Source organism: Pedobacter sp. GW822-FHT03F06, from assembly GCF_058801365.1.
The window spans coordinates 1-14,823 of the sequence record NZ_JBXANE010000018.1 but is presented as its reverse complement, the minus strand read 5'-3'; the positions used below and the strand labels follow the sequence as shown (position 1 = coordinate 14,823).

Genomic DNA, 14,823 nt, shown 5'->3' with positions numbered 1-14,823 from the left:
TTGTGATAAATATTTTGTTTAAATACCTAATTATTAGGCAGTTTTGTAATTAAGACTGCGGTTTATCATAAACGTTTCAGCGAGTTTCCGGCTATTATACCATGCGCTTGTATTTATAGACAAACGGCTAATTAACCTATACGAAAAACGATTTGTTGTAAAACCCGAAAGATTAAAATGAATTGAGTATTAGGCAATAATGTTAAAAAAGGTTAAAGCATTATACACAACTAATATATTAGTTTTATATTCGGCAAACAAAACCAAATCTATCTATGAAACGCATATTACTCTCGCTGTGCCTTTTTGTTTTTATCTCCACTTATTTGAAAGCACAAAGCCTCCATACCATTAAAGGCCGAACGATTGATACTGCATCGACAACGCTTTTATCCGGAACCTCTATCGCAGTTTTAAATGCAAAAGATTCTACATTGGTAAAATTTACCCGGGCAGCAGAAAATGGCTCATTTGAGCTTAGCGGAATTAAAAACGGAAAATTTATCTTATTGGTTTCCTATCCTAAGTATGCAGATTTTGTTGATCATTTTACGCTCGATTCTACCACTCAGGTTAAAGATTATGGAAAGATTAACCTTACTGGGATGGCCAAAATTCTTGCCGATGTAATTATTAAAGGAAACAGAAACGCCATAAAAATTAAAGGTGATACCACAGAGTTTGACCCCAAAGCATACAATATCGAACCAAACTCAAAGGTTGAGGACCTGATTAAACAATTCCCGGGCTTTCAGGTAGATAAAGATGGAAAAATTACGGCTCAGGGCAAAACAGTACCGAAGGTGTTGGTAGATGGCGAAGAATTTTTTGGCGACGACCCAACACTGGTAACTAAAAACCTGAGGGCAGATATGGTAGAATCTGTTCAGCTTTATGATAAAGCCAGCGATCAGGCTAGTTTTACAGGCATTGATGATGGCGAAAAAACCAAAACACTTAACATTAAACTTAAAGAAGATAAAAAGAACGGTTATTTCGGTAAAGTACAGGGTGGTTATGGAACAAAAGATTTTTATCAGGGCCAGGGAATGTTTAATAAATTCTGGGGCAAAAAGAAGTTTTCGGCCTACGGCATTTTGGGCAATAACGGAACAGTAGGTTTAGGCTGGGATGACCGGGATAAATATGGAGCCTCTGGCGGCCTGACGATGAGCGATGATGGTGGAATGTATTTTAGTAGTGGAGGCGATGATTTTGATAGTTATGATGGGCGATATAATGGCCAAGGTTTACCCATAGCCAGAACCGGAGGCTTGCATTTTGATAACAAATGGAATAAAGATAAGGAATCGTTAAATACGAATTATAAAATTGGATCGATCAGGGTTCAGGGTAATAGAAATTCGATAAGCCAGAACAATTTGGAATCGGGAGTACAGAACAACAAATCAGATGAATCATTTGACAATGACATGTTCAGACAAAAACTGGATGCCATGTATGAGCTAAAAATCGATACTACCTTAACCATGAAGGTTAATGTTGATGGGGCATTGAAAAAAAGTAATACCTCAAATTATTTTGTAACCTCAACTTATGGTGAGAATGATAAATTCCTAAATTCATCAGACAGAACGCTAAGTAATGAGGTAGATGATCAAAGCTTTAACATGAACGTTTTATTTACTAAAAAACTGAAGAAAAAAGGGCGAACATTATCATTAAACTTAAATCAATCGATCAACAAAAGTAATAGTGAAGGGTACTTAAACTCCTTTAATAAAAGAGCGGATACGGTTGGGACAGGAACGATAGATAGTCTTACCAATCAATTAAAGACTAACGATGTAACAAATAGTGCCTTTAAGTTAAATGCAGCTTACACTGAACCCCTTTCAAAAACCTTAACTGTAATTATAAACTATGGTTTAAGCTTAATGAACGGAAAATCAGACCGCTTATCTTTTAATCAATCTGGTAGCGGTAGATATGATATTTTAGATACCCTTTACAGCAATAACTTCGAACTGAACCAGACTATCAATCAGGCTGGCGCAATTTTCAACTACAAAAAGGGTAAAACCATTATCAATTTTGGATCGAAATTTAGTGGGGTAAACTTTAAACAGGAAGATATTTACCACAACAGAACTTATGTAAGAAACTTTATTAATTATATGCCTCAGGCATCTTATCAATATCGTTTTTCTCAGCAAAAATCGTTTAGAATTAGCTATAACGGTAATACCAATCAGCCCTCGCTTGATCAACTTCAGCCGGTTAGGGTAAATAATGACCCGTTTAATGTTGTGGAGGGAAATCAAGACTTAAGGCCATCATTCAGAAGCAATATTAATGCGAATTATAACGCTTACAAAGTTTTAACCGATCAATCGGTTTGGTTAAGTGGCTCCTATAGCTTTACTGCAAATCCAATTATTAGTGATGTAACCACGAATGGTGTTGGTAAAAGCACCTACCGCTACATTAATTACAATGATAAAATGCAGACAAATTTTTATTTATATGGCCAGATAAGCAGGAAGATAAACGCGCTTGGCGAAATAAACGTAGGTTTAAATGTAGACGCAAATGGAAATTCTTCTTATAACTTTATTACCACCGATTTAGGCAGAACCTTAAATAATACTAAAAACTATACCTACAATGGGGGCATCAATCTTTCGAAATACAAAGATAAGAGTTATAGTTTTTATACCCGCTTTGGCCCATCGTATAATATGGCAAGAGCAAGTATTGGTAGGAATAGTGATGGCTGGGGATGGACTGGCTATGCTTCAGGCAATAAACAATTACCCGGGAAATTTGAAATATCTACAGATGCAGAATACCAGTACAACGGAAAAACACAAGTGTTAACTGAAAGTTTTGAGCGTCTGATCTGGAATGCATCATTAAGCAAAAAATTCTTCAAAGCAGAAAATTTAAGATTCTCCGCAACTGTAAATGATATTCTTAATCAGAATATCGGCTTTAATCGTTCTGCCAACAATACAACCATTAGCCAAAGCAGTTATACCACTATAAGACGGTATTTAATGTTCTCTGTATCATGGGATTTTAGCAAAATGGGTGGCGGTATTAAAACACAAAAATAATTATCATGAAAACTACACTGAAATATATCATCTTATTTGCTGTTATTTTCATCAGCAAGAGCCTAATGGCTCAAAATATACACTTCGTACAAAATGGTGTAATCGAGTTTGAAAAAAGATCGAATATGTATGCCTTGATCAAAAAGAAGATTGATAAGGACAATGAAAGTTATATGAAAGAGGCTTTTGATCAATACAAAAAAAACAATCCTCAGTTTAAGATCGCTAAAAGTACCCTAAGCTTTAATAAGGATAAAAGCTTATATAAATGGCCAACGGTAGAAGAAACAATGAATAACAATTGGTTATCCTCTGATGTTCTGGCCGATTTAAAAAACACAGTTGCCACAAATTTTGATTCGCAAACCAGCACTACACAAAAAAATGTTTACGAGGATACTTATCTGATTAAGGATAGTGTGCGCAAAATTAACTGGAAAATTACCGACGAAACAAGAGAAATTGCTGGTTACGAATGCCGCAGGGCCAATGCCATCATTATGGATTCGGTTTATGTAGTAGCTTATTATTCAAATCAGATTGCAGTTTCAGGTGGTCCAGAATCGTTTACAGGATTACCTGGTATGATTTTAGGTTTAGCGCTACCCCACGAAAATGTAACCTGGTTTGCAACTAAAATAACAGAAGTTGCTGTGCCAGAGAAAGATTTAGCAGCGCCTACAAAAGGAAAGCCGACTGATAACAAAGGTTTAAAAGCCATATTACTTGGCGCGATGAAAAACTGGGGCGAATATGCGCATCCTATATATAAGGCTTTTTCACTTTAAGCTATTAATTCTGTTTTTATAATAATACCTATTTTAGCTAATTATTAGTATAGCTATGTATAGTGCACTTTATAACCACATCAAAAGATTTATAGATTTGAATAGCGATGAACAAGAAACCCTTGAGTTGCTACTCAAATCTTTTTCCGTTAAAAAGAAAGCTTTTTTATTAGAAGAAGGACAAACCTGCAGGGCGAATTATTTTGTAGTAAAAGGCTGCTTGAGGCTTTATTTCATTGATATAAAGGGCGCTGAGCAGACCACTCAGTTTGCCATCGAAAACTGGTGGATTACCGATCTAACCAGCTTTCTATTTCATGAGCAATCTGAATTTTATATCCAGGCTGCAGAAACCACCGAGGTGATTGCCATCGAACATCATCATTATGATGAAATGTTCCATAAACTCCCTAAGCTGGAAAGGTACTTCAGACTGATCTTGCAAAAAAACCATCAAGCTTCACAGCGGAGAATAAAATTCCTGTACAGCCAAACAGCAGAGGAAAGATACCGTCATTTTAATAGCTTATTTCCTGAATTTGTACAGCGTGTACCACAGTATATGCTGGCTTCTTATCTCGGTTTTACGCCAGAATTTCTGAGTAAAATCAGGGCGAAGAAATAGTAGTTTGTTAACCGTAAAACGCACAGCGTTAGTCTCATTTAATGTGGGCCACGGAGACACAGAAAGGACGGATAAATATATACTGGTATCGAAAAAGAAAACAAATGACCAGTGAGGGTACAGACAATGGAAACACTCCGTGTTAATCTGTGCCTCCGTGGCAAAAAAATGTGCCCTTTATGTTAGCTAATCATTTCTTAAACTACATTAAGTTTTTTGCTCGTTAAGTTGCAGACCTTTACATCGTAATCAAAAAACAAATAAAATGGAAAGTAGAATTGATATCCCAAAAGTAGAACCTGCAGCTTACCAGGCTATGTACGGTTTAGAGAAATATTTATCAACCAGCAAGCTAGATCCAATTCTTTTAGAACTGATTAAAATGCGTGCATCGCAAATTAACGGCTGTGCATTTTGCTTAAATATGCACTCAACCGATGCCCGAAAAATAGGAGAAACCGAACAACGTTTATATTTATTAAACGCCTGGAGAGAAACAACCTTATTTACGGCACAAGAAGAAGCTGTTTTAGCTTTAACAGAAGAAGTAACCTTAATCAGCCACCATGTTTCTGATGCAACTTATCAAAAAGCGGCAAGCTTTTTTAACGAGCAGGAATTAGCACAGATTATTATGGCTATAGTTACCATTAATGCCTGGAACAGACTGGCCATTACCGCTAAAGTGATGGTTGGCTAATTAGATTCCGCTTTCAGCTGAGCTCAAAGACACAATAACACTTGGTTAATGTTCAAAATACCCCAGTGCTTTTGTGTCTTTGTGCTTTAAAGTAGATTGGTAAGGGATAAATTTATAGCACCCTTAATAACAATCCCTTTAAGTATTCTCCTTCCGGAAAAGAAATCCGAACCGGATGATCTTCTGGTTGGCAGAATTGTTTAATAATCTGAACTTCTTTGCCAGCATCAAGTGCTGCCCAAGCGATAATCTGTTTAAAGGTTTCGATATCAACCGCTCCTGAGCAAGAAAAAGTAGCCAATAAGCCCCCTTTTTCTAACAATAACATGCCTAAGCGGTTTAAATCTTTATAGGCTCTTGCCGCGCGGTCTAATGCCGAACGCGATGGTGCATATTTAGGTGGGTCGAGCACAATCACATCAAATAATGCTCCTGATTCTTTGAATGCCCTGAGCTGTTTATTTACATCTGATTGTATAGCGGTTACTTTATCCGGATCGAATTGGTTTAAGGCTACATTTTGTTTTAACGTTTCAACTGCGAGGCCAGAACTATCAACACTGGTAATACTTGCTGCACCATTGGCCAAACTATTTAAGCTAAATCCACCGCTGTAACTAAAACAGTCTAAAACTTTTTTACCTTTTGTATAACTGGCTAAAATGTGTCTATTATCGCGCTGATCGCAATAAAACCCTGATTTTTGTCCTTCTGCGATATTGATGTTATAAATAATTTCATTTTCTTTTACCTCCAAAAATTCTGGCGGGTTTTCGCCCCAGAGCAACCCGTTTTCGATGGGTAAACCTTCGTGGGTACGAGCAGTGGCGTCACTTTTATCAAAGATCCCCCTTGGATTTAATTCGGTTTTTAAAATTTCTACGATTTCTGCTTTCACTTTTTCGATTCCTGAACTTAAAATCTGTAACGATAGAAAATCCGCATATTGATCAACAATTAAGCCTGGCAGAAAATCAGCTTCGCTAAAAACCAGTCGGCAGGTGTTGGTCTGTTCGCTTAAAATAAACTGACGTGAGGCGATTGCCTGTTTTAAACGGTTCTGATACCAGCGGTTATCAATAGTTTGCGCTTCGTCCCATTCTAAAAGACGAACAGCAACACGCGAATTGCTGTTAAAATAACCATAGGCCAGAAATTCATTATCGAAAGCAAAAACCTTTACTACATCACCATCTTCAGGTTTTCCTTTAACTTTTTCTAATGCTCCAGAAAATACCCATGGATGTCTTTGTAATGCTGCTTTTTCCTTACCCTTTTTTAATGTGATTTCTACCATGCTGCAAAGGTAATAATTTGTAGGGAGTTTGGCGTTGAGCGTTTGGCGCTAAGCGAAGGATGATAAGTTTAGAGTTGGAAGTTTAGCGTGCCGTGCATCAGCCGCATACTGCTAAACGCCTTGCACAAATCGCCAACCGCTTGGCGCTCACCGCTTCTTCACCAGCTCAGTATCCAAAACCTTGGTTTCAAACTCAGTTACTGGTCTTTTGGCTTCGATCATCGAGATTAACAGTTCTGTGGCCACCTGTCCCATTTCGAATGCTGGTTGTTTAACCGAGGTTAGGGAAGGCGAAAATAATTCGACTAAGTTTGAATTTGTAAAACCTGCAATCGCAATTTTATGTGCCACTTCTGGATTGGTTTTCTTCAACGCCATAATGCAGCCTGTGGTTAAGCGGTCGCTCGAAATAAAAATTCCATCTGGTTGTAGGGGTAAAAGTTCTTTAACTGCCTGTTCCAGTTCTGCGCTGTGCATACCACCATGCTGGCAATATTTAACGAGTTCAGGCCTAAATTCGATATGATATTTAACCAAAGCAGCTTTATAACCTTCTAACCTTTCTTTTGTTATCGAAAGGTTTTCTGAATTGGTTAAATGGGCAATGGTTCTTTTTCCTGATAAAATAAGATGTTCTGTGGCATCAAAAGAGCCTTTAAAATTATTCGCGATTACTTTATGGGTTTCAAAATCCTTGGGCACACGATCAAAAAAAACAATTGGTAAGCCCTTAGCGTACAGATCTCTTAAATAATCAATATCCTGCGTTTCCGAAGAAAGTGCAATTAATAAACCATCAATAGAACGTGATGCAAGGTGCTCAACATTCAGTTTCTCCTGTTTGTAAGATTCGTGACTTTGAGAGATGATGACGTGATAATCTTTATCATAAGCAATTGATTCAATGCCATTTATCACCTGAGAAAAAAAGTTGTTGGCAATTTCGCTCACAATAATGCCGATAGAATAGCTACGGCGCTCCTTTAAACTTCTGGCGATTGGATTAGCGCGGTAATTAACCTTTTCGGCATAAGCTAAAACCAGTTTTTTGGTTTCCTCACTAATTTCGTAACGGTCTCTTAAAGCCCTTGAGACTGTTGAAGTTGACAGTCCTAATGCTTTAGCAATATCCTTTATGGTAGATGTTTCAAATCTCATTTTCGTAATGCGTACAAGTTACAAAAAATATCTCTTTAAGGGGATTAGATGAACAACATTAATAAACGTCGTATCTACGTTTTTGGGAACGTTTGCACAGTTTTTTAGTTAAATCTGGTTTCAATTGCTTTTTAGTTTGTAAAATTGTTACATCAACGTAACCAAATATAAACTAACTATAACATCCCGAAATAGAATTATATTCTATCTGCAAGCGATTGCAGCATCGTAAAAAACCAAATTACTTTAAATAAATAAATAACTATGAGCAGAGTTTTACTCTTTTTAGCACTTCTCTCTTTCTTTGGATTATCTGTTGCTCGAGCACAAAACAGACAATTAACAGGAACTGTAAAGGATAAATCTGATGGGCAGCCACTAATAGGCGTGAGTGTATCGATAAAGGATTCGAAAATTGGAGCGAGTACTGATGCGAATGGAGTTTACAAAATTACCATTCCGGCCAAAGGTGCTACCCTAATTTTTACCTATGTAGGTTATAAAACAAAAAATGTTGCTGTAGGAGAGCAAAATAAAATAGATGTAACACTTGAAGAAGATGCCAACACTTTACAAGAGGTTACCGTAAACATCGGTTATGGGTCGGTGCGTAAAGAAGCCTTAACCGGCTCGGTGTCTTCCATTACCGGAAAAGATATTGATCAGTTCCCGGTTAGTACCGCAGCGCAGGCTTTGGCGGGTAAACTGGCAGGTGTATCGGTTACCACTACAGAAGGAAGCCCAGGCGCCGAAGTGGTAATTAAAGTACGGGGCGGTAGTTCCCTTACCGGTGATAATTCTCCCCTTTATATTGTAGATGGGATCCAGGTAGAAAATGCATTGTCTATTTTATCGCCAAACGAGATTCAATCTATTGATGTTTTAAAAGACGTGGCATCAACATCGATTTATGGTAGTAGAGGTGCTAATGGAGTGGTTATCATTACCACAAAAAGCGGTAAAAAAGGAAGACCGATTGTTTCGTTTGACGCTTATGCGGGTGCGCGGCAGATTGTAAACGAGCTGGATGTAATGAATCCTTATGAGTTTATCAAATATCAATATGAACTGTATAACAACAACACCAATCAGGATGTAAAAGATACTTTTACCAAAAAATATGGCACTTTTGAAGATCTGGACATTTACAAAAATATTCCAAATATCGATTGGCAGGACAAAGTTTTCGGCCGTCAGGCATGGAGCAATACCGAAGTTTTAAATCTATCAGGCGGTACTTCTAAAACCACTTACAATGTTTCGGTAAATAATACAAAAGAAGATGGCATTATGCTTAATTCTGGTTATAGGAGAACTTTTGCTTCGATGCGTTTAGACCATAAATTTTCAGACAAACTCAGGGTTGGCCTAAATGCCCGTTACAGCGGTCAGCGTATTGATGGGGTGGGAACAAGCGCTACAGGTTCGCAAGGTACCAACCGTTTAAGAAATTCGGTGCGTTATCAGCCCTATTCTGGCGGAAGCGATTCTGGCGATTTATTCGATGCGGATTATTTAACTACCGGATTAACCAATCCAATTACTTTGGCCAACCAGGAATTGAAATATGATTACCGCAACGATTTAATTTCGAGCGGTTATGTACAATATTCGATTCTTAAAAACTTAACGATAAAGAGTACCGTTGGTTACAACCGAACTAACAGGCACGTTAATACTTTTAATGGCCCGGTAAGTAACGTAGCCAGGAACAATGCGGGTTTACCTGCTATCCAACTGGACACAGTAGCACAAAAATCTTTTATCAATACCAACACCATTAACTATAAACCAAATTTGGGTAAAGACCATAGTTTAGATTTATTGGTCGGCCAGGAAATCAATATGGTCGATATCGATTCGAGAACAACGGTACTTAAATTTTTACCCATCAACATCTCTCCTGATGATGCTTTTGTGAGCAGCGCTCCGGCGAATACCATTCAGGACAGGCCAACCTCACTAATTTCTGGTACCAGACAATTTTCGGTATTTAGCAGGGCCTCTTACGGTTTTAAAAACAAATACCTGGCCACTGTAAACTTCAGAACAGATGCTTCTTCATTATTTGCAGCAGGTAAACAATGGGGTTATTTTCCATCGGCACAGGTTGCCTGGAGGGTAACGGAAGAGAAATTTGTAAAAGATATGAACCTCGATTGGTTAGATAACTTTAAAGTTAGGTTTAGCTATGGTGCAGCTGGGAACAACCGCATCGGTCAGGATTTATTTAGAACATTATTTTACCTAAGTTCTACCACCGGTGGTTATGCCGATACAGATGGTTCAGTATCAACAGGATTAATTTCGGGTACCGCCACAGGAAATATTTTATCTAACCCAAACATTACCTGGGAAACCAATATCTCTAAAAACCTTGGTATTGATATTGATTTATTTAAAAATAAGCTATCGCTTAATTTAGATTATTACGACAACAGAACAAAAAACCTACTATTAAATGCAAATGTGCCACAAACTACGGGTTATGCTACACAACAGCAAAATGTGGGTAAAACCCAAAATACTGGTTTCGAACTGCAATTGAATTATCAGGCCGTTAAATCCAAAAACTTTAGCTACAATACCAGTTTCAATATTTCATTCAACAAGAACAAAATTGTCGAACTGCAAAACGGTGTAAGTTCTTACATCACCCAATCAGGCTGGGTAAACAGTTTGGGCGATTTTAAAGTCGAAGTAGGCCAGCCGGTTGGTCAGTTTTATGGTTTTGTTTCTGATGGGCGCTATACTGTTGATGATTTCACTTACGTCCAAAACACAACTACTGGTGCTTATACCTATACACTTAAGCCAACTGTTGCAAATAGCAGGGTATTATTGGGTAACCGTGATCCTCAGCCAGGCGACATGAAGGTTCAAAAATTATCCTCTTCATCAAGTATGATGATCGGGGATGACGACAGGACGGTTTTAGGCACATCGCAGCCGAAATTCACTGGCGGTTTTAACAACCAGTTTGCCTATAAAAACTTCGATTTAACCGTATTTGTAAACTTTAGCTACGGAAGCAAGGTGTACAACGCCAACAAAATAGAGTTTACTTCACAGTACAATGTTAAAGACAACAATTTACTTGCCGTGATGAACGATCGTTGGCAGAACTTTGATGCCAATGGTGTAAAGGTAACAGATCCGGCATTATTGACTTCCATGAACGCCAATACTTCCCTATGGACACCAACAGGAGGAAACTATGCTTTAACTTCTTATGCGATTGAAAATGGCTCGTTTTTAAGAATCAGCAACGTAACACTGGGCTATAGCTTACCACAAAGTTTAATTAAAAAAACTGGTTTTATTTCCAAATTAAGGGTTTATGGAACAGTTAATAATCTTTACACCATCACGGGCTATACCGGTTACGATCCTGAAGCAAACACCCGCAGATCAAACCCACTTACTCCGGGTATAGATTATGCAGCTTATCCGCGCAGCAGATATATCCTTGCTGGTATTAATATGGTATTTTAACCTCAACATTAAAGAAAATGAACAATAAATTTATAAAATCGGCTTTAATGGTAATTGCTGTTGGAGCATTGAGCATAACTACTTCTTGTAAAAAATATTTAGATGTACAATCACCATCAACTTCCAGTCCGGATGTTGTTTTTGAAAGTACAGCCAATACCAATGCGGCAATTATTGCAGTTTACAACCGTCTTTGTGGCGATAATGGTTATGGAAGCCGCATATCTACACTATTTGGGTTAACCGCCGATGATTTTAAAACCTCGGGGAGTTATAGTTCTTCTGACCGTAGGGGAATCAGCATGTATGGTGCAAGTTCAGACAATACCGATCTGATCAACCCATTTTTACAATTATATGCAGGCGTAGAGCGTGCAAACATCTGTATCAAATTTATTCCGGCCTCTAGTCTTTATACCAACGGTTCTGAGGCTGACAAAACGATTATGAAACGCTATTACGGTGAAGCTTTAACATTAAGAGCACAATTTCTTTATGAATTGATCCGTAACTGGGGTGATGTTCCTGCGTCTTTCGTGCCTTCAGCAGATGCCGAAACATTGTATGGCCCAAATGTAGACCGCAATAAAACCTATGATCGGATCATCGCGGATTTAAAAATGGCTGAGGACCTGGTGCCATGGAGAAGCGGAATCACAGAATACGGCAGTTTCCGTTATACCAAAGGTGCAATTAAAGGCTTAAGGGCCCGTATTGCTTTAGCCAGAGGCGGTTATTCGTTAAGATCTGCCAACCATACCATGGAACGCAGCGCTGATTATTTAACTTATTATAAAATTGCTTTTGATGAGTGTTTGGATATTATGAACCACCGTTCGGAACATAGCCTGAATCCGGTTTATGAAAATGTATTTAAGACATTGCATACCACAACCCGCTATGATGACGCACACGAACTGATGTTTGAAGTGGCTGCTTTTGGTGGCAATGCTTCTACTGATAGTAAATTAGGTTATTATAATGGTATCCGTTTTAACTCTGCTTCTACTTTTGGTTCAGGTGGCGGTGGGATGAATGCTATACCTACTTACTTTTATGAATTTGATGTCACCAAAGACTGCCGCAGGGATGTAACCATCGGCGTTTTCGAAATTACCGCAACATCAAAGAAAATTATCAATACCCTGTTTAACATGACGGATGGAAAATTCCGTAAATCATGGACAACTTTTAACAACTCTTCTGCTGCTCAAACTTTTGGGGTAAACTGGCCAATGTTACGTTTTGCCGATATACTGTTAATGTATGCAGAAGCTGATAATGAAATTAACGGAGCACCATCGGCCACTGCAGTTAATGCCTTGCAAGAAGTACAAAAACGTGCCTATGCTGGTTTTGAAAGTCAGATCCCGGTAACACCAATGGATAAAAACGGCTTTTTTACTGCTATTGTGAAAGAAAGGTTGTTGGAATTTGGAGGAGAGGGCATCCGTAAATATGATTTAATCCGCTGGAATTTATTGGGCAGTAAATTTGAAGAAACACGCACTAAAATACGTGCTTTAATTGCAGGAACCGGCGATTATATTAGTGTACCGAATTATGTTTATGCCAAAGAGGGAAATTACCTGTTGGGAACGAGCGTAAACGAAGTAGCCACACTCGATCTCTATGGTGGTGTACCAAATAATGTGTTTGCCTCGCCAGGATTAAACACTTCAACAGCCCCGAGCGGTTATACTACTAAAAACTGGAGAAAGGCTGTTACAGAAGAAAACTCCATAACCAGCACTTCAACAGGAATTGCTTTTTACTTCGAAGCAAATAAAAAGGAACTTTTCCCATATCCTAAAACAACATTGATCGAAAATCCAAATATGGCTCAAAACTTTGGTTATTAACTAGATATTAATTATGAAAACATTTATAAATCAATTGGGGTTTAAATTCGTCGTTTTATTATTGATGGTTGTAATAATTTCTTCTTGTAAAAAGGAAGAAGATGTTCCAACAGAACCTGCGCGGATATTTAAGCCAAGCGATGTAAAAATTACCGCTGGCGAAACTTCTGCGAAATTAACCTGGACAGTTCCATTAATGTCGACAGGTAAAACCTTTAAATACAGTATCGATTTCTCTACAGATTCGCTGTTTGCTTCTGTAAATTACACCACTACAGCCGATACGGCCGGTGTAACTGTAACTGAAGAGAATTTAGCGGTAAGAACCAAATATTATGCAAGGGTTAAAGCCAACGCAACCGAAAGCCAGCCTGAATCGAAATACATACGAAGCGGTGCTTTTCAGTTAACCGGAATTCAACTTTTTGCGGCCATCAGAGATAACGAAATTAAAGAGAATAATATTACACTGCGTTATATCCCAACCGTTGGTTTAACATCCATGGTTTTAACCCCTGAAAGCGGAACGGCAACCACGGTAACCTTGAGTACGACTGACGCCTCGGCTGGATTAAAAGCCATAGCAGGATTAACAGCTGGAACAAAATATACCGCTGAACTATTTGCAGGAACGAAAAGCAAAGGAATTGCCACTTTTACTACCCTTGCACCAACTACCTATACGGTAAAATTAAATCCTGGCGATGACCTGGCAGCTGCAATAGCGAGCGTAACAAATGGCGCAATTATCGGTTTAAACCCAGGCACCTATACCTTGTCGGCAACCACTTTCATCACCCAAAAAACCATTACCATAAAATCAACATCAGGCAACCCAACCGATACAAAGGTAAATTATAGGGAAATTGATTTAGAGGGCACAGGAGCAGGTGTAACCCTTTCAGGCATCGAGTTTGATGGAACAGCCAGTGCATCACTTTATTTCATTAATTTTATTGGCACACAGGCATCCAATGGTGCAGCAGCAACTTTTACCAATGTGGTGGTAGATAACTGTATTGCGCACGGCTCTGTAACGTCGTTTTTAAGAGGTGATAGAGGCACAGCCGCCCGCGATTTTAAAATCACAGGTATTACGGTTAATAATTCGATTGTTTACGACATGGGCTTAAATGGCTCATCTGCTTATTATACTTTCCACGTAAATAAAATGCAGTTTAATACCCTTACCATATCTAAGTCTACTTTTTACAATGCTGGTCCGGGTCTGGTTACTGCAAGCACCACTTATGCAGGAGATGTGATCCCAACAGTTGCCATCACGAATTCGACATTTAATGGTTTTGGCGGCAATGCTAAATACGCGCTGTTAGATGCAAATGCAAACCCGATCAACTTTACCATTTTGAACAGCATTTTTGCCAATACGCCAAAATCTGGTACGGTTAACGCTGCTGCCATTAGGGGCACAGGTGCAGGAAGTACATTGAAGATTTCTAACAGTAATTACTTCAACCTGTTCAGCGCCCTAACAGGCGGAACAGCACTAACCTTTGGAACAGCAACTTTAGCCAGTAATCAATCAATCAATACAGGCTGGACAGCCACTACAGCTGATTTTACTTTAGCTGTAGGTTCGCCTTTAAGAAGTGCAGGAAGCACCGGAGGCCCAATCGGCGATCCAAGGTGGACATACTAACAAAAATTATAGGGCAGGTTTTAATCTGCCCTTTTTTAATGAACTTTATTCAGGGTTGGTATTTAATAGGTTCCAAATAAGAATCGTCATCTCCTTTGGTTTATCAAACTGATTTTTCTTCTTTCAAATAGTATTACAAGAAGAAAGCTTGGTAAGCG

General features: G+C 38.5%; 9 protein-coding genes. 7 read left to right on the top strand and 2 right to left on the bottom strand.

The genetic code is table 11. The features are described from left to right. Window positions 1–275 precede the first annotated feature (275 nt). The 4 genes from AC1RJ8_RS23645 (at window position 276) to AC1RJ8_RS23630 (ending at window position 5,193) form a co-directional block, all read left to right on the top strand. Entirely contained in the window at window positions 276–3,080 is a 2,805-nt protein-coding gene (locus AC1RJ8_RS23645) for an outer membrane beta-barrel family protein (protein WP_492955896.1), read from the top strand. A gap of 5 nt (window positions 3,081–3,085) precedes the next feature. Next, complete coding sequence (locus AC1RJ8_RS23640) at window positions 3,086–3,868, top strand: GLPGLI family protein (RefSeq protein ID WP_492955895.1); 783 nt, start codon at window positions 3,086–3,088, stop codon at window positions 3,866–3,868. 55 nt (window positions 3,869–3,923) lie between these two features. Beyond that, window positions 3,924–4,493: a Crp/Fnr family transcriptional regulator gene (locus AC1RJ8_RS23635; protein ID WP_492955894.1), complete on the top strand. Its 570-nt coding sequence runs from the start codon at window positions 3,924–3,926 to the stop codon at window positions 4,491–4,493. Window positions 4,494–4,758: 265 nt separating this feature from the next. Further along, window positions 4,759–5,193 carry a carboxymuconolactone decarboxylase family protein gene (locus tag AC1RJ8_RS23630; protein WP_131029441.1) on the top strand — a complete coding sequence of 145 codons (435 nt, stop codon included), beginning with the start codon at window positions 4,759–4,761 and terminating at the stop codon, window positions 5,191–5,193. A 112-nt stretch (window positions 5,194–5,305) separates the two neighbouring features. Here AC1RJ8_RS23630 and AC1RJ8_RS23625 read toward each other — a convergent pair whose 3' ends face one another. Continuing rightward, on the bottom strand, window positions 5,306–6,490 hold the full coding sequence (locus AC1RJ8_RS23625) for a class I SAM-dependent rRNA methyltransferase (protein WP_492955893.1): 1,185 nt from the start codon (window positions 6,488–6,490) through the stop codon (window positions 5,306–5,308). Between the two features lie 147 nt (window positions 6,491–6,637). Then, complete coding sequence (locus AC1RJ8_RS23620; protein ID WP_492955892.1) at window positions 6,638–7,648, bottom strand: LacI family DNA-binding transcriptional regulator; 1,011 nt, start codon at window positions 7,646–7,648, stop codon at window positions 6,638–6,640. Window positions 7,649–7,912: 264 nt separating this feature from the next. On the opposite strand from AC1RJ8_RS23620, the gene AC1RJ8_RS23615 reads away from it, so the two are divergent. The 3 genes from AC1RJ8_RS23615 to AC1RJ8_RS23605 are packed head-to-tail and all read left to right on the top strand — an operon-like array spanning window position 7,913 to window position 14,665. Then, entirely contained in the window at window positions 7,913–11,143 is a 3,231-nt protein-coding gene (locus tag AC1RJ8_RS23615) for a SusC/RagA family TonB-linked outer membrane protein (RefSeq protein ID WP_492955891.1), read from the top strand. A gap of 17 nt (window positions 11,144–11,160) precedes the next feature. Then, on the top strand, window positions 11,161–13,005 hold the full coding sequence (locus tag AC1RJ8_RS23610; protein WP_492955890.1) for a RagB/SusD family nutrient uptake outer membrane protein: 1,845 nt from the start codon (window positions 11,161–11,163) through the stop codon (window positions 13,003–13,005). Between the two features lie 13 nt (window positions 13,006–13,018). Then, window positions 13,019–14,665 carry a hypothetical protein gene (locus AC1RJ8_RS23605; RefSeq protein ID WP_492955889.1) on the top strand — a complete coding sequence of 549 codons (1,647 nt, stop codon included), beginning with the start codon at window positions 13,019–13,021 and terminating at the stop codon, window positions 14,663–14,665. Window positions 14,666–14,823 lie beyond the last annotated feature (158 nt).